Annotated in this window: 8 protein-coding genes, 1 tRNA gene and 1 pseudogene; 9 read left to right on the forward strand and 1 reads right to left on the reverse strand. The window is 59.5% G+C overall.

Features of this window, described 5'->3' with window-relative positions; genetic code table 11:
• The first annotated feature begins 17 nt into the window (after positions 1–17).
• The 8 genes from ACSFA7_RS18110 to ACSFA7_RS18150 all read left to right on the forward strand — a co-directional run bounded on the left by ACSFA7_RS18110 (position 18) and on the right by ACSFA7_RS18150 (position 12,633).
• Positions 18–93: transfer RNA gene (locus ACSFA7_RS18110), tRNA-Phe, on the forward strand.
• 404 nt (positions 94–497) lie between these two features.
• Positions 498–851 (forward strand): HNH endonuclease, encoded by a 354-nt coding sequence (locus ACSFA7_RS18115; protein ID WP_435500651.1) that lies wholly within the window; start codon positions 498–500, stop codon positions 849–851.
• A gap of 889 nt (positions 852–1,740) precedes the next feature.
• Complete coding sequence (locus ACSFA7_RS18125) at positions 1,741–5,829, forward strand: RHS repeat-associated core domain-containing protein (protein WP_475543011.1); 4,089 nt, start codon at positions 1,741–1,743, stop codon at positions 5,827–5,829.
• 2 nt (positions 5,830–5,831) lie between these two features.
• Positions 5,832–6,314, forward strand: a complete 483-nt coding sequence (locus ACSFA7_RS18130; protein ID WP_435500652.1) for a hypothetical protein — start codon at positions 5,832–5,834, stop codon at positions 6,312–6,314.
• A 158-nt stretch (positions 6,315–6,472) separates the two neighbouring features.
• On the forward strand, positions 6,473–6,901 hold the full coding sequence (locus tag ACSFA7_RS18135; RefSeq protein ID WP_435500800.1) for a hypothetical protein: 429 nt from the start codon (positions 6,473–6,475) through the stop codon (positions 6,899–6,901).
• On the forward strand, positions 6,807–7,031 hold the full coding sequence (locus tag ACSFA7_RS18140; protein WP_435500795.1) for a hypothetical protein: 225 nt from the start codon (positions 6,807–6,809) through the stop codon (positions 7,029–7,031). The genes ACSFA7_RS18135 and ACSFA7_RS18140 overlap by 95 nt, the downstream gene beginning before the upstream one ends.
• A 94-nt stretch (positions 7,032–7,125) precedes the next feature.
• Positions 7,126–7,770 (forward strand): Imm21 family immunity protein, encoded by a 645-nt coding sequence (locus ACSFA7_RS18145; RefSeq protein ID WP_435500653.1) that lies wholly within the window; start codon positions 7,126–7,128, stop codon positions 7,768–7,770.
• 780 nt (positions 7,771–8,550) lie between these two features.
• On the forward strand, positions 8,551–12,633 hold the full coding sequence (locus ACSFA7_RS18150; RefSeq protein ID WP_435500796.1) for an RHS repeat-associated core domain-containing protein: 4,083 nt from the start codon (positions 8,551–8,553) through the stop codon (positions 12,631–12,633).
• Between the two features lie 651 nt (positions 12,634–13,284).
• On the opposite strand, the gene ACSFA7_RS18155 is transcribed toward ACSFA7_RS18150, so the two are convergent.
• A complete protein-coding gene (locus ACSFA7_RS18155; protein WP_435500654.1) occupies positions 13,285–17,052 on the reverse strand; it encodes an SIR2 family NAD-dependent protein deacylase in 3,768 nt (1,255 codons plus the stop codon).
• A 231-nt stretch (positions 17,053–17,283) separates the two neighbouring features.
• Between ACSFA7_RS18155 and ACSFA7_RS18160 the strand changes: the two are divergent.
• A pseudogene (locus ACSFA7_RS18160) lies at positions 17,284–17,526 on the forward strand (IS30 family transposase); the annotation flags it as partial.
• Positions 17,527–17,599: the final 73 nt, after the last annotated feature.

Genomic DNA, 17,599 nt, shown 5'->3' on the forward strand with positions numbered 1-17,599 from the left:
CTAGGGCTGCACACAATGGCCCGGTAGCTCAGTTGGTAGAGCAGCGGATTGAAAATCCGCGTGTCGGTGGTTCGATTCCGCCCCAGGCCACCAACATTACTTTCGCGGTTGTCCGCGTAAGTCCAAAAGCCCTAAGTAAATCAACTACTTAGGGCTTTTTTCATTGCGCTTGCTTCCGCATCAGTCCGGGTGTTTCCGAGGCATTGTGCAGTAACTGATTCAGTAACCGCGCCTTTGGGTCAAAACGGCAAGTGAAAGTTACTGCAAGGTGGCAAATCCAAATCTCACGCAACCGTTGCCGAAGTAGAGCTGTTGCTGGACATCCTCGGGAACGACCGCATGCTCATACAGCCGGCGCCGAGATAAACTCGCGCCTGATCGGGGCCTGAGAATCCCGACAGCGCCGGCACATTGCCGCTGCATCGCCAGTCGGTCGTGCCGCTGGCGCCCGAGCTGCGCCAAGCGTCAACGGGGGAATCACTTCAACGTGAAACCTTATGACGCACAGTGCCAATCTCCGCGCGCTCCGCGAGAGCGCTTTCTCGGCCCAAGGCCACCTTTGTTTCTACTGCCGGCACCCGATGTGGCGCCGAGGTGTGAAGGCGTTCGCCGCCGAACATGGCATCTCGCATGAGCAGGCGCAGATGTTTCAGCTGACTGCTGAGCATCTGATTGCGCAGATAGATGACGGGCGCACGGTCGCTTCGAACATCGTGGCCGCATGCCGCTATTGCAACCACGGGCGCCATGCGCTGTTTACCGGTTTGGCGCCTGACCCCGAGACCTATTCCATCCTTGTGCTGCTCAATGTCGCGGCCGGCCTGTGGCATGGGCAGGGGTGCCAACGATGAGTAGATGCTTTCAGGACGATTCCCCTTTGTAGAGAGGTCCGAAGCGTCCGTCCAGTGAATAGATTCATCGGAAGAGGCATAGGCGCGCAAACCGAAGTTGAGCCGAGATAGCCGCCTCGGGTGAGGCTCCTGCTCGGTTTGCACAACCGCGTGCCGTTCACCAGTCGTTATCCGACCACAGCGATTTCGGTGGATGCGTACTTTCATGTTCATTCTGCCGACGTCATTCCCTACGCTATCGAGTTGCCGTTGCTCGGATGTGGCCTCTCGGCTAATCTGAAACAACTTGTACGGAGCGCGCTGCGCGTTAGTGCCCGTCACTGGGGCTGTGATTTGCCCAATCAAGAAATGCTGACTTTTCGCGGCGCACGAAGCGTTTGCCGTGGCCGCTCAGACACGCAAACGGGAACGCATGAGGGAGCACGTGATGCTGGATTCGAGATCGTTTGGAAAAAGACGAAGGAATAAAGCGGTCGAACTGAAGGCTGTGGCACGCATTCTGAGAAATATGGCCTGCTGGTTGTTCTTCGGGTGGTCCATTTCTGCGCTTGCATCTTTTCCGATGCAAGTACCCCCAGGCTATGTTCTTAGCAGTCGCCCCGCCATCTATCCAACCATGCAGGCAGCGTGTGATGCGTTCTTACCCATCGCCCAAGCCACGAGCGCGCACTACACCAGCGTCCGACTGGATGTGAGCGATCCCAATTTCCCCGTCTGTTATGCCCGCTGGGACGGAACCAGCGACGGCTATTTCACAGGGGTCCGTCGACCTCCAGCAGTCTGCCCGGCGGATAGCAGTCCAGACGGTTCCGGTTGCAGTTGTAATCGAAACGCCCAAGAAGATGCGACCCACTCAGCGTGTATTCCGGCCGCCATTGAGCCAGCCAACATGTGCCAGCGCCCGCCAGCGGGCGCTTTCGAAGGCTTCCCGATCTTTCCCGCTACGGCCGAGAAATACCGCTCCGAGACCGATTGGACTGACTCCGGCCCCGGAGCCTTGTCCCTCACTCGCACCTACCGCAGCAACTGGGCAAGCGATTCGGCCCGGGCCAGCAATCCGCTTGGACAAGTCTGGTCACATAACTTCAGCACCGGGTTGGTCGGCACGCCCATCACAGCGCCCACGGGTGTGGCCATCACCACCGGCGAAGGCTATGTGCGGACCTTTGGCAAGGCAGCAGGCGCCACCACTTGGAGCGCCAGCAATAGTGCCGATACGCTGACGCAGCTTTCCTCCGGCGCCTGGACCTACCATCGCGCCGACGACGACACCACACTGACCTTCGACGGCTCCGGCAAGCTGCAGACCGAAGCGGATCGCAACGGCTGGGCCACCGTCTACACCTACAACAGCGCCGGCCAACTGGCCTCCGTCACGAACGGTTTCGGGCGCACCCTCGCGCTTGCTTACAACAGCGCGGGACATTTGGTCACCGTGACGACACCGGATGCGCGCGTCATCGCCTACGCCTACGACGGCTCCGGTCGCCTCTCCACGGTCCTGTACCCCGACGGCAAGAGCCGCAGTTTCGTCTACGAGAACGCCTCGTTCCCTCACGCACTGACAGGCATCTTCGACGAAGCCGGTATTCGCTGGGGCACGTTTGCGTATGACAGTACGGGCCGTGCGATCAGCACTCAGCTCGCGGGCTCCGTTGACAGCTATCAAGTCAGCTATCCGTCCTCAAGTTCCGCCACAGTGGTCGATCCCTTGGGCACAAGCCGTAACTACAACTACGGCAAGACACTGGGCAAACTCGCCGTCACCGGAGGCTCGCTGCCCTCGGGCGAAGGCAAGAGCGATGCTGCTAGCCGTGTGCAAGACGCCAACGGCCTGATCACGTCGGAGACCGACTTCAAGGGCGCGGTGACCACCACCACCTGGGACGTAGCCCGTCGCCTGCCGACCACTGTGGTCTACACCTCCGGCACGCCTGACGCCCGGACAGTGACCACCCAATGGCATTCGAACTTCGCCTTGCCGGTGCTGGTCACCGAAGCTGGCCGCGCCACCGCCTACACCTATGACGCTGTCGGCAATGCCCTGACCAAAACCGTTACAGACACCGCCACCAACAAGGCCCAACTCTGGCAGTGGACCTACAACGCCCAGCAGTTGGTCGAGACGACGACACAGCCCAACGGCGCGGTGACGAGCTACACCTATGACCTCCTGGGCAACGTACTGACGACCACAAACGCCCTTGGCCACGTCACAAGCTACAACTACGACACCGCCAATCGCGTCGTCAGTACTACGGCCCCCAATGGCCTCGCCGCCACCTACACCTACGACGCTCGCGACCGCCTGCTGACCCAGACTATCGGCGGCCAGACCACCACGCTCACCTACAAGCCCTACGGCACCGTCGAGACCCTCACGCTGCCTACCGGCTTGGTGCTGACCTACACCTACGACGCAGCCCACCGCCTCACAGGCTGGAGCAACAACCGCGGCGAGTCCGGCACCTACACCCTCGATGGCATGGGCAACCGCACCGCCGAGCAAATCAAGGACAGCGCCGGCAACATCGCGTGGAACACGGCGCGGACCATCAACAACATCAACCGCCTCAGCGCCAAGACCGAAGGCTCGAACCAGACCAGTTCCTTTGGCTACGACGCCAACGGCGAGCTGACCCGCACCACCAACGGCCTGAACCAGAGCACCAACTACGGCCTCGATGGCCTGCGCCGCATCAAGACCGTGACCGACGCCGCCAACGCGAGCGCCACCCTCAAGTACAACTCCCTCGACGCCATCACCGAAGCCAAGGACTTCAAGGGCGTCGCCACCACCTACGCCCGCGACGCCCAAGGCAACGCCACTGCTGAAGCCAGCACCGACATCGGCACCGCCAGCACCCAGTACGACAACCTCGGCCTCCCCAGCCAGATCACCGACGCACTCGGCCAGGCGACGACGATCACGCGCGATGCATTGGGCCGCCCCACCGGCCTCGTCTTCGCCGACGGCAAGACCACCACGCTGCGCTACGACCTCACTGCGAACAGCAAGGGCTACCTCTCGGAGATCATCGACCGCAGCGGCACCACCGAGTACACCCGCGATACCTTCGGCCGCGTGACGCTGAAGAAGCAGACGCTGATCAACGGCAGCACGCAGCAGGTGAGCTATGCCTACAACCCCAACGGCACGCTCGCCAGCATCGGCCACCCCAACGGCTCGACGCTCACCCATGCCTACGACGGCACCGGCCGCCTCACGGGCCTGAGCCTGAACGGCACGCCGCTCGTCACCAACGTCGCCTGGAACCCGCTGGGCCAGCCCACCGCCTGGACCTGGGCCTTTGCAAGCCCGGTTACAGCGGCGAGCCGCAGCTACGACACCGCGGGCCGCATGACGGCGACGGACTTCAGCAGCTACGTCTACGACGCCGCCGGCCGCATCACCAGCCTGACGCAGAACCTCTACCAGCCCGGCGACGCCGACCCCACGCACAGCACCATCGGCAGCGGCAACGTCACCTGGACCGTCGGCTACAACACGGTGGGCCGCATCACCGGCTTCAACGCCACCGGCAACACCGCCAGCTTCGGCTACGACGCCAACGGCAACCGCTCGAGCAGCACGCGCGTGCTCGACAGCCTGAGCACCAGCCGTACCTACACGGTGGGCGCCACGAGCAATCGCCTCTCGGGCTTCACCCAGAGCATCAACGGCGCGAGCAACACCAGCGTCACCTACGGCTACAACGCCAACGGCGACCTGCTCGGCGATGGCCTGCGCAGCTACACCTATGACACGGAAGGCCGCCTGGCCGCTTCCACCACGGGCGCCACCGACACCAGCCCGACCACGCGCTACGCGCACAACGCGCTGGGCCAGCGCGTCTTCAAGACCGAGCCGCTGTATCCACCCAGCCAGGGCGACGAGGCCGACCCGGGCTTCATGCAGAGCCTGATCGCGTTCTTCACCAAGCTGTGGAGCCCCTCGACCACGCAGGCCGAGCAGTTGGGCTATGCGTATGTCTACGACGAGCAGGGCACCCTCATTGCGGAGGTGGGCAGCGGCGGCACGAACAGCGCGGGCCAGGCCCAGTACATCTACCTGCCGACGGCGAACGGCCCGATGCCGATTGCGGCGGTGATCAACGGCGCCACCTATGCGGTGCACAGCGACCACCTGAACACGCCACGCAAGCTCACGAACGCGGATGGGCAAGCGGTCTGGCAGTGGAGCTACAGCGCGTTCGGGGAAGACAAGCCGACGGTGGCGAAGAACCGGTTTGCGAATCTGGAGACGACGCCGAATCCGGGCACGACGGGTATCTCGGAAGTGAAGTTCAACCTGAGGTATCCGGGGCAGTATGCGGATGAGGAATCAGGGTTGTTCTACAACGGCTATCGGACGTATGACCCGAGAGTTGGTCGATATACGCAGAGCGATCCCATCGGGCTTGATGGGGGGTGGAATCGGTTCGGCTACGTCGATGGAAATCCTCTGATGTTCTCGGACTCGCTTGGATTGCAGGCTGAGTACGATCAAGATCGCCGGCCGGGCGGTCCGATCATCCCGATACCGAGCCCTGCGGACGGGCTGAGAGAGCTGGGGCGTGCCATTCAGAAGTGGTACGACGAGGAGGATGACGATACCTACCAAACCTACACTCGGTGGAATCCGCTCACGGGGCAGTGCTATACAGGACGAACATCAGGTACTGGAACCCCGGAACAGAATGTCGCGAGGCGAATGAAAGACGCCGATCACCGGGCCTTGACCGCAGAGGGATTCAGGCCCGGGGTACTTGATCGCACATCGACTAACTCCGGCTCGGTCAGGGGACGGGAGCAGCAAGTCTTGGAGCTAAACGGTGGAGCGAGGCGCTCAGGCGGCAGTTCAAGAAACGAGATTAATGGGATAAGCCGATGGAACTTCCGAGGTCCTTCTTATCTTCAGCAAGCGACCGGAGAATTCGGGGCACCGATTCCCGCCGGCCGGTGTACCTGCAACTAGAAATGACAGAAAAACTCTCTCTCGCAGATTACGAGAATCTCAAGGTCTTCTTGGGTAAATTCTTCGACTGGTACGACGCGAAACCAGAGATGCCGCCTGAGGTTCATCCTTTGCATGTTGCGGCGAGCATCGAGAAACAATCGATGTCCAACGCCAAGAAGGGCCTTCAAATGGCTCTCAATGATATTGCTGAGGACACCACCAAATGGTCGCCCGAGCGCGTAGCCGAAGCCGATGCCCGCTTCGCTGCTGAGGGCACCTTCACCCTGAGCGAGGTCAGGCGGCGTTACTCGAAGAAGTACCTGCAAATTCTCAAGCGAGGGGTGATCCGCTCGGAGATCGAGTACTACTTGGTCAAGGGCATCATCGACGGTGGCGGTATCGAGCCCGGCGCGACGGAATCGACTCAGCTTCAAGCCATGCTCAATGACTTCGAAGCACGACTCGCTGCAACATTGAAGCAAAAACCGCCTGCCTCAGAGTAATCCACGTCGCGGGCTCAGCTGCCACATTGGACCTTGTTCATCACCGATCGAACCAGCCCCCGAACAATCGACGGTCCAAGTAGCTCAGTCAGAAGTGACCACTCGAAAACAACACATAGGGGCAACATTGGGCGTGTCTTGAGGATTCATCAGATTCTGTGGGTAATAAAGATCATCTTCGAATCCTTCCACAACAGGGTCAGGTTCTGATTTTTATGCAGCTAGATGAAATTAAAAGGGCAAGAGATAAAGGTGACTTGAACGTTGCGCTTGCAGCTTGCTACGAGTTGCTGGAAAAAGATGCGGCTAGCATTGACGCTCTGCGTATGCGTGCGTCCGTATGGTTCTTGAAGGACAGGCAAACGGAAGCTCTGCAGGACTATCAGTTGGTGATCGAATCGGGGTTGACAAATGCTGGCGACTTTTTTCTAGGATCAGATGTAGCCTTGCAGCTTGGAAAAATACGACCTAGCCTGCGAGTGGCTAGAAAGGGTGGTCGAGATAGGCTCGAAGAGTGGAAACCACGGATTCGATTCTTCAGCTTACTTTTTGTCGGCCTACAGCAAGATGCAACGCGGCAGGTATGAGGAAGCGCTCGCCTACCTAGAGAAGGCCGAGGCCGTAAACGTGAATATCGCTCTGCCAATACCGGGAGGAACTGGAATGACCTCAGCGCAGCATTTACGCGCAGAGATCAATCGGCGTAAGCAAGGCTAGAGAGGGCGCGGCCGGGCTGGGGGGGGCACCCTACTTTTACATCTGTCCCGTCCATGTGCGGATTTTCGCGCGGACATGATTCACGTTTCCGCCGATGTTCGATTTGCCCAGTCTCGTGCACCTCTGCTCATCACCGTCAGCAAAGCATCCGAACTCTTACCTGCCTAAAGTAATCAGCTTTTCAGAGTACCGCAGCAATACCTCGTCGACGCATCAGCCGAAATACCGAATGCAAAACTGGATCTATACCGAAGGAGCACCGTTCATCTGCGCAACGGCGTCGATCAGAAAGATGTGGAGAGGCACATCGGGTAGTTCAATCAGCACGGCCGAAAGTGACTATGAAAGGGTATGCAAAGAGTCCGACTATCTGAGCGCACTCTCCTGTGGCACTTCGCAAGTACTCGTGCTTGGCGATGAGCCTGCTCAAGCCGCCTTCTTCGCAACTCCGAGCGGTCCGATCATCGCGAGATGGATTGCGTGTGACTCCATGGAGTTGGCCGACTCCGTGTTGACGGAGCTTCCAGACGTTCTTATGCATCTGCAGCCCGCTGTCCAGTTTCAAATTGACGAGCCAGAGTTGTGGATGTTTGATGCTTCTTCCGACGCAGCCACGTCGGCCGGACCTGCATCAGTGCTCAACATCTCCCCTGGGAGATTCGAAGTCACTACCGAGCGCTATCGCGAAGGAAGAGCCTTTGACTTCTGGATTCATCGATTCGTCAGAAGTGAGCACTGAGTGCCGTCAGCGCTCCCGCCTTCAGCAAAGCCGACGCCGCGATAAACGTGCTCTCAATCACAAGGACAAGATCATTTGAAGGCCGCTTGAACGGGCATGCCCTGACGAATTCAGGGCCACGAACGAATTCCCAGCCTTCACTGGGACTCCGCTTCTCAAGTAGTAGTCGTTCATCAACAACGGCAGTCCGATGAGCTGCGCACTTTCATATTCAGCTCTCGACCGAAACTCTGAATGCCATCGATCTGTCGTTGTCTACACGAAGCCTTTCGGCTATCTTGAAACAACTTGTACGGAGTGTGCTGCATGGCAGTGCTCGTCACCCAGGAGTGATCAACCATTCAAGAAATCCTGATCGTCAACCTCGCGATGCCGTCAGATGTTCAGACACGCAGATGAGAAAACATAACGGAGTGTGGGATGACGCTTTGGAGAACACTGCAAAAGATCAGTGGATTGGTTGCCGTTTCGAGGGAATCTTCAGATCGACAAGAGAAACCACCGGGATTTCTATTGGGCCAGAAGATAGTGATGCTCAAGAGGCCTCCCCGCTTGATTGTTTTACTGGCACTGGTGCTTACGTCGAGTGTCGCGATTGCAGTGCAGCCAGTTGTTTCTACCCCTTGGGTCGGGTCACACACTGGCGTGAGCTATTCGGACTCAGGTGTTGGGCTAGCGGCAGAAAAGGCCGCGTGGGATGCGAGGTACTGGCAGTATGTGAACTGTCGTATTTGGATTTCGGTCAACTGGACTGATGCGACGCGCATTTCTGTTGGAGCGATGCTCTCTGGTTGTGCGGGTGGTGGTGTGGCTGTGGAGGCTAGTTGGAGCAGGTGCCCCGAGAATTCGAGAAGAGTAGACAATTCATGCGTATGTGACCTGGGTTCACCGGAAAGTGCAGATGGACGCACGTGCGGCGTGCCAAGTGCTCCTCAGCCGGTAACAAGCCAGTCTTGCAAGATTCCGGATGGCGCCAGCACGCCGTACCCGATTCTTCCTGCGACTGCGGAGAAATATCGATCCGAGACCGACTGGTCCGACTCCGGACCAGGAGCCTTGTCCTTCACGCGCACCTACCGCAGCAATTGGGCGAGCGATCCGATTCGGGCTGGCAATTCCTTGGGTCAAGTCTGGTCTCACAACTTCAGCGACAAGCTAGTCGCCACGCCCAACACAGCCCCCGTGGCTGTGGCCATCATCACCGGCGAAGGTTACGCGCGGACCTTTGGAAAAGCTGCTGGCGCTACCACTTGGAGCGCGGGCAATAGCGCCGACACCCTGGTGCAACTCTCCTCTGGCGACTGGACGTACCACCGCGCCGATGACGACACCACATTCAATTTCGATGGCTCTGGCAAGCTTCAGACCACAGTGGATCGCAACGGATGGGCCGTCGCCCGTACCTACAACGGGGCCGGTCAACTTGCCTCTGTCTTCAATGGCTTCGGGCGCACCCTCGCGTTTGCGTACAACGGTGGAGGACAACTGACCAGCGTCACAACCCCGGATGCGCGCGTCATCGCCTACGCCTACGACGGCTCCGGTCGCCTGTCCTCGGTCCTGTACCCCGACGGCAAGAGTCGCAGTTTCGTCTACGAGAACGCCTCGTTCCCTCAAGCACTGACGGGCATCTTCGACGAAACCGGTATTCGCTGGGGCACGTTTGCGTATGACAGTACAGGCCGTGCGATCAGCACCCAGCTCGCGGGCTCCGTTGACAGCTATCAAGTCAGTTATCCGTCCTCAAGTTCCGCCACGGTGGTCGATCCCTTGGGCACGAGCCGCAACTACAACTACGGCACGACGCTGGGCAAGCTCGCCGTCACTGGAGGCTCACTGCCCTCGGGCGAAGGCAAGAGCGACGCTGCCAGCCGTGTGCAAGACGCCAACGGTCTGATCACGTCGGAGACCGACTTCAAGGGCGCGGTGACCACCACGACCTGGGACGTAGGCCGTCGCCTGCCGACCACCGTGGTCTACGCCTCCGGCACGCCTGACGCCCGGACAGTGACCACCCAGTGGCATTCGACCTTCGCCTTGCCGGTCTTGGTCACCGAAGCTGACCGCACCACCGCCTACACCTACGACGCCGTCGGCAATGTCCTGACCAAGACAGTCACCGACACCGCGACCAACAAGGCCCAGCTCTGGCAGTGGACCTACAACGCCCAGCGGTTGGTTAACACCGCCACTGAACCCAACGGTGCTGTGTCGAGCTACACCTACGACACCCGAGGCAACGTCCTCTCATCGACCAAGGCCCTCGCCCACGTCACCAGCTACGCCTACGACACCGCGAATCGCGTCGTCAGCACGACGGCCCCCAACGGCCTCGTCACTACCTACACCTACGACGCTCGCGATCGCCTGCTGACCCAGACCATCGGCGGCCAAACCACCACGCTCACCTACAAGCCCTACGGCACCGTCGAGACCATCACGCTGCCCACAGGCCTCGTGCTGACCTACGCCTACGACGCAGCCCACCGCCTCACAGGCTGGAGCAACAACCGCGGCGAGTCCGGCACCTACACCCTCGACGCCATGGGCAACCGCACGGCCGAGCAGATCAAGGACAGCGCCGGCAACGTGGCGTGGAACACGGCGCGCATCATCAACAACATCAACCGCCTGAGCGCCAAGACCGAAGGCCCGAACCAGGCCAGCGCCTTCGGCTACGACGCCAACGGCGAACTGATCACCGCGACCAACGGCCTGAACCAAAGCACCCAGTACGGCCTCGACGGCTTGCGCCGCGTCAGGACCGTCACCGGTGCAGCAAACGACATCGCGACTCTGAAGTACAACGCCCTCGACGCCGTCACCGAAGCCAAGGACTTCAAGGGCGTTTCCACCACCTACGCCCGCGACGCCGAAGGCAACGCCACCACCGAAGCCAGCACCGACACGGGCACCGCCAACACCCAGTACGACAACCTCGGGCTGCCCAGCCAGATCACCGATGCCCTGGGTCAGGCCACCACCATCACGCGCGACCTGCTCGGCCGACCCACCGGCCTGGTCTTCGCCGACGGCAAGACCACCACGCTGCGCTACGACCTCACGGCCAACAGCAAGGGGTATCTGTCGGAGATCGTCGACCGAAGCGGCACCACCGAGTACACGCGCGATGCCTTCGCTCGCGTGACGCTCAAGAAGCAGACGCTGATCAACGGCAGCGTGCAGCAGGTGAGCTATGCCTACAACCCCAACGGGACGCTCGCGAGCATCGGCTATCCCAATGGCTCCACGCTCACCCATGCCTACGATGGCACCGGCCGCCTCACGGGTCTGAGCCTGAACGGCACGGCGCTCGTCACCAACGTTGCATGGAACCCGCTGGGCCAGCCCACCGCCTGGACCTGGGCCTTCACCCCGAGCCCGAGCCTCGCGGCCTCTCGTGTCTACGACACCGCTGGACGCCTGACCACCACAGAGTTCAGCAGCTACCTCTACGACGCCGCCGGCCGCATCACGAGCCTCACGCAGAACCTCTACCAGCCCGGCGACGCCGACCCCGCGCACAACACCATCGGCAGCGGCAACGTCACCTGGACCGTCGGATATGACTTGGTCGGACGGATCAAAACGTTCAATGCAGACGGCAACCTCTCAACCATCGGCTATGACGAGAACGGCAATCGCAGCACAAGCAGCCGAACGGTCAGCGGCCAGAAGACCAATCGCATTTACACAGTGGGTACCGCAAACAATCGGCTGCTAGGTTTTGCCCAGAGCATCAACGATTCAAGCAACACCAGCGTCATCTACGGCTACAACGCCAACGGCGACCTGCTGAGCGACGGCCTGCGCAGCTACGCCTACGACGCCGAAGGGCGCCTGGCCGCCTCCACCACCGGCGCCACCGACACCAGCCCGACCACGCGCTACGCGCACAACGCGCTGGGCCAGCGCGTCTTCAAAACCGAGCCGCTGTACCCGCCCAGCCAGGGCGACGAGGCCGACCCGAGCTTCATGCAGAGCCTGATCGCGTTCTTCACCAAGCTGTGGAGCCCGTCGACCACGCAGGCCGAGCAGTTGGGCTATGCGTATGTCTACGACGAGCAGGGCACGCTCATCGCGGAGGTTGGAAGCGGCGGCACGCAGAGCGCGGGACAGGCGCAGTACATCTACCTGCCGACGGCGAACGGCCCGATGCCGATTGCGGCGGTGATCGACGGCGCCACCTATGCGGTGCACAGCGACCACCTGAACACGCCACGCAAGCTCACGAACGCGGATGGGCAAGCGGTCTGGCAGTGGAGCTACAGCGCGTTCGGGGAAGACAAGCCGACGCTGGCGAAGAACCGGTTTGCGAATCTGGAGGTGACGCCGAATCCGGGCACGACCGGCATCTCCGAAGTGAAGTTCAACCTGCGGTATCCGGGGCAGTATGCGGATGAGGAGTCGGGGTTGTTCTACAACTACTTCAGGAGCTACGACGCGAGGACTGGACGATACAGCCAGCCCGATCCGATTGGGTTGGATGGAGGGTGGAATCGCTTCGGGTATGTGGATGCGAATCCGCTGCTATACACCGATCCTCTGGGGTTGCAGTCGGACCGTCGGCCACGAAGGCCAAACATGCCTGATTGGCTTCAGCCACCACAGCAGCCGAGCGGGAGTTGTGCAACAGCAGAGTGTGCGGCTGGCCTGTTGCCCATTCCACCACGACCCAGTGAGAACGCTCAATGCCAGTTTACGTGCAATGTCAAGTATCAACCGATTTGCACAGTAGCTGGCGTGGGTGCTGGCACTCTGACGACCCCGCTGGGTGGAGCGGTGACAGGTGGTTCTTGTATTGTGGGTAAGTACCTCGTTTGCCGAACGGTCTGCAACAACAAATGCGAAGCAGATAACTGAAAGCCGACTATGAGATGCACATGCTGTAAAAACAAAGTGCCTACGCTGCGAATATTGACCGCGAAATCGAACGTGGTTGAGTGTCATTCTTGTGGGGCCCATGGGGCCATTCGCGGGAACCTCGCCTTTCTAGCTGTGCCAATGCTCTTGTTTTTTATCGCTCCAGTTATTTCACTGCCCGCCAATGGTTGGCTGGCAACAGGAATTGTTTTATTGGCTGTTTTGATAGCGTATGCGGGCGCCTACCGGGCCTTCGTTCGGATTACTTGGAAAAGTGCAACAGGTTTTATCTGCTCGTGAAGAGCGAAAACCTCAAGAGAGGCCAACTCCTAATACTTCACTAGGCTGGCAGCGCTCGATCCCGACACGGAACTAGACAACAATGGAAAAAATCCGGGTTGGACTCTCGTTCTCTTCTATGTTTTCTTAGACCTTTGAGCAAATGCCCATGAGTGACGCTCTGATCGAGAGATGGCATGCCTTCGCGGCACAGCCCAAGGAAGCCATCGCCACGCTGAACTAGTCGTTGCAGGTCAAGCACTCGCGTGCTGTACATCCTGCTTAGGATGACCCGTCCGCGAAATTGAGTGCTCCGCGTTTCATGCCTTCTAGGTCCTTCTCGACGCCCGGTCGGGGCGTGGTGAGGACCTATCAATTTTTGATGCTGTAGCGTGAAAATCTCAGTTCGGGAAGAGGGTCCGATGCCGCGGCTTTAAGCCAGCGATCGATGATCTCAGCATTGGTCACGCAAGACACGCTTCGCTTAAGCGCGTCGGCAAGTTGCACGCAAACGAAGCGGTGTGTCGGAACGACATCGTCGACGACATCATGGGCGCGGGCAGCAGACCCGTACTGCAGCTCTTCTGCGAAAAGCTCCAGTGCCACTCGGCACCCGTGCCAATGCCGTTCGACAAGCAGCGAAGGTCGGGTTAGCGCCACATTCGCGAGCAATTGCATCGATCGCAGAGTACCTGGCAATCTGCGAGCCATGGCCGCTGCAGCTAAGGCATCAAAGATTACTTCAAGCTGCGCTGCAGAGATCATGTCCGCTGACTCGATAAGGGATTGGACAACAGCCCCCGAAATGTGGATTTGCAACTCGTTGTTGCCAAGGAAAGCATGAGCGACCTCGTGCAGCTGGTGACTGGCCCCCACGAGGTCATTGGCTTCTAAACTTTGCTGCAGTGACAAGCGTTTCAGCGGGCGCCCCGCGTCTGCAAATGCATCCACAAGAGCGCGAATGCCTACTTCAACGCCACCTGTCGGTAATTCGCGGTCGCTCCGGAGCAGGCACATCCCTTCCCACAAAATTTGGTCAACGAGGTCGAGGCGTGAATCCAAGTCGTCGCCGAGCTCAGATAGTCGCGGAATCACTTGAAGGATTGCTGCCCCCTCTTCGCGCCACCAAGCTGCGATTGTTTTGGTCACGGCACCGTAGTCGTCAGCGGTCAAACTCTTGTATTCCATTGCGTCGATCACGGCTTCAAGAAAATGGTCATCCGATTCGCCACGCCAACCCTTGCCGAAGGAGCCGCCAGCATCGACCCGAAACTTCGCGATAGGGCACTCGCGCAACCATTCGGCAAAAGCTTTTTTGATGTCCACTCCACTTGGCGGCGCTGGCCAGCGAAACGCTGCACTCGGACGCAGTACCTGAGATGTGGGCCATGCTGTTTTGCCATTCCACAGCACAGCCGACCCACGCTGTTGGTCTTCAGGGGTCAGCATGCCGAGCGCCTTGAGGGCGGAGAAAGCGGCCCAATTAAATGAGGTTTGCTCTTTTTCAAGCGCCTGCGCCGCGGCGACTACGACCGATCGCCAATCGGCTAGCTCAGTTGTCGTGGGCGCAGGCGGAGCCGGTTCGAAGAGAAGTTCAGTGAGATGAAACCACCCGTGCGGCCTTCTTGACACCTGCGGCGGCGTCGAGACTGATGCTGCTGCTTTGATGAGATTGCGTACCAGTGTGGAAGGCAGGGCTTCGGCACAGCGCTTAAGCGCTGTTGCAAGATGTGGCCAGTTCGCGCTGTCTTGCACTAGACCCGAATTCTGGTGGAGTCGCACGACGCGCTCGCCTAACTCCAGAGCGATTGCGGGATTCTCTATCCGTACAACGAGACGAGAAAATACCTCTAGCTCGAACGCCACTGCAACGCGATTGTCGGGATGCTCCGCGTTCCGTGACACGCAATCTTCGACCTCCGCCAACAGACGAAGACAGATCTCTGTGGCTTCGTCGCTCGAGAAGTGTGCAACCTGGAACCGCGAGAGCCAGCCTGTTCGATGCGGAGGCATCGTCGGGTCCTTGGGCTTAAGTGCGTCGAGCGACACAGTTCGCATCAGGATGCCATGAACCCGCGCCCTAGAATCGTTGTACTGAATCCACCACGCGGCTTGAAGATAGGACCAAGAATGAAACTGAACCCCAGGCATTCGCGGCAGAAGCCCGGTGCGCTCTGCCAACTCCAAGAATTCGGACGCAGCAGTCATTTTGGCCCGGAACTCGCTTGTAAGGCCGAATCGCCGAACCGGGGCGGTGCGCCCGATGTCAAAGGTTCTGAACCTATGGTCGCGCTCGAACGATGCCATCGCTTCGGCACCCAACGCAGACTCTATCTGTTCTAGTTCCCGCTGAGGGGAGTATCCTCGCGCGGCGAGCGCCTGCAGCCGCTCGCTCAAGTCCTCAATCGCGATTTCTTCAGCCTTGAGCTCTGGAGGCAACCACGCACTGCGGCCTTGCTGCAAACGATCAGTGATCAAGCAAGCCCATGCTTCCTGAGACACGAGCAACGGGTCTTTGGGTTTGATCTTTTGGCTTTCTCGTACCTGATGGATCGCTGCATTGCAGGCCCCGATTGCACCATCGATGTCGCCTAGTTCCGCAGTCAGCACGGCATGGCGGACCAACATGTACGGATCAGCAGACCTTATCTTCCAAGCCGCCAGTGCATCTCGCGCCTGTTGCCGCTGCGCGCGCTGGAGCAGGAGATGGACTCTTTCATTGCTGATCACGTCGCTGGCAAAAGCGTCGTTGGCATTGCCGAGCAAGCGCGAAACGAGGTCAAACTTGTCATCTCGCAGCCCTTGGCGTGCCCACCGCAGCAGGGACAATGCAAGTGACTGCCACTGCTGCTTAGCGTCCGAGAGCGACGCGACTCCGAAGCGATGCAATTGCAGACGAAGCTCGTCCTCGTTGCCGTCAATCGGCAATGTCGGTGTCGAAGGAAGCAGGGAAAGCGCGCACTCCGCGACTTCATCGTCCAGAGGAGCCAACAGCACTTCGCGTTGCCATGCGTACAACGCGAACAGTGCCATGCGCAGCGTGGGCGATTCGCGTTCGAGCCTTTCCCGTAGCCACTGCTCGTGTAGCAGTTCGACGAAACGGCTCGTGCTTAGCCTAAATCTCTGCCGCACGGACCGGGGCGCCAGCAGCCAGCCTGGATAGCCGGGGCGCAACGCTGCAAGTTGCTCGCAGTCGTCGAGCCAGAGTGCGTACTGCTGGTCCTTCGTTTCGCTGCCTGTTCTCGCAGACGACGCCCCATGGATGACACCCCATTCCAGCGCTGGTCGCTCCAATGGTTCGGCGAGTGTGTTGAGTAGCTTCCGGTATCGACCTGCATAGTCACGAGGGTCCCCGCTGTCCGCCTCAGGCAAAACCACCGGCGTCACTCCACGAGCTTCTAGCAGTCGTCGTTGGCCAAAGGCCGGTGGCCTGTCAAGGAACAGATAGACGGGCAGCGAAGCGCCATCTAGCATGTCCCGAACCCACCCAAGCCAATGGAGGAAGTTGGGGTCATCACCCGAAAACCCGACGAGGCAGAAGACGTTCTCTAACAACGATTGGCGAACCAAATTGACGAAGGGCGCGAACCTCTCCGGATATGTGCGGTAGTGCTCCTCCGTAAAAATAAAGGGACGCTGGGACGGGAAAGAGCCGTGCAGCTTGACGATCCGGCGAGTGCCAAGCACCTTTGACAACGGGATGTCTTCGCGACTACAAACAGTAAAGTGGGCCCGCTCGAACATCTTCTCGGTCGCTCGCTCCAGCAAGGTGTCGTAGTTGGTCGTAAAAATCTCTGACCATTCGAGTCGAAGCAGATCGTCGTGCAAGGGCCCGGGGCGAACACGTTCATCTGGCACCATCTCTTTGAGAAAATCTTCGAGTGCTGGCTCTGAGAAAACGCGCGCAAACTGCTCGCCGAGCTGTGTCACTGTGCCAATTGAGAACGCGCTTGGGTCGGCCGTTGGGTCAAGGCGTCGAACAAGCTCTGCGCTCAGCTGCGGCCATGTGCTCAATCGCTCTCCGCCTTCGGCGTTACGGCTGAACCCGGCACCCACCATCACTGCAGCGTTTCGTCGCGCCAATGCTCGACGGATCGCTGTGAGATGAACGGCACTTTCCCGGTCAATTTGCGGCAGCATTTCACCTAAGATTTTTGTTTGGTAAGTCGGGCAGCACCGTAGGACGCCTGTTGGTGGCCGCTTGAGTAGCGCACCTGCTATCGACACGCGCCGCCTATCCTCCTCGATTGCTTATCCAAATGCAAACAATCGACGAACACAACCTCCATCACTGAACACCTGCTATCGCTGGCGGATTCAACCGGTTGATGCAACACACTAAGAACTGCTTTCGCAGAAGGAGTGTTGCAGATGAAGTACCGGACACGAACCTACTACACGGACGCCCAGAAGACATTGATGTGGGATCGATGGAAGGACGGCTGGACGCTCCATCAGATTGCGCACTTGTTCAATCGGTCGCATACGTCGGTGGGAGAGATTCTGTCGCGTACGGGTGGCTTTCGTCCACTGACACGTAGGCGCTGTGCCAGGGCGCTGACGCTGACCGAGAGGGAGGAGACCTCGCGAGGTGTAGTTAACGGCCAGTCGTTAGTTGGCGTCGAAGATCAACTGACTGCTTGTACTGCAAGCGCAATTTGCAGCGCGACGAACATCGACTACCGAT

The organism is Variovorax trehalosi, assembly GCF_051216415.1.
Classification (GTDB): Bacteria; Pseudomonadota; Gammaproteobacteria; order Burkholderiales; family Burkholderiaceae_C; genus Variovorax.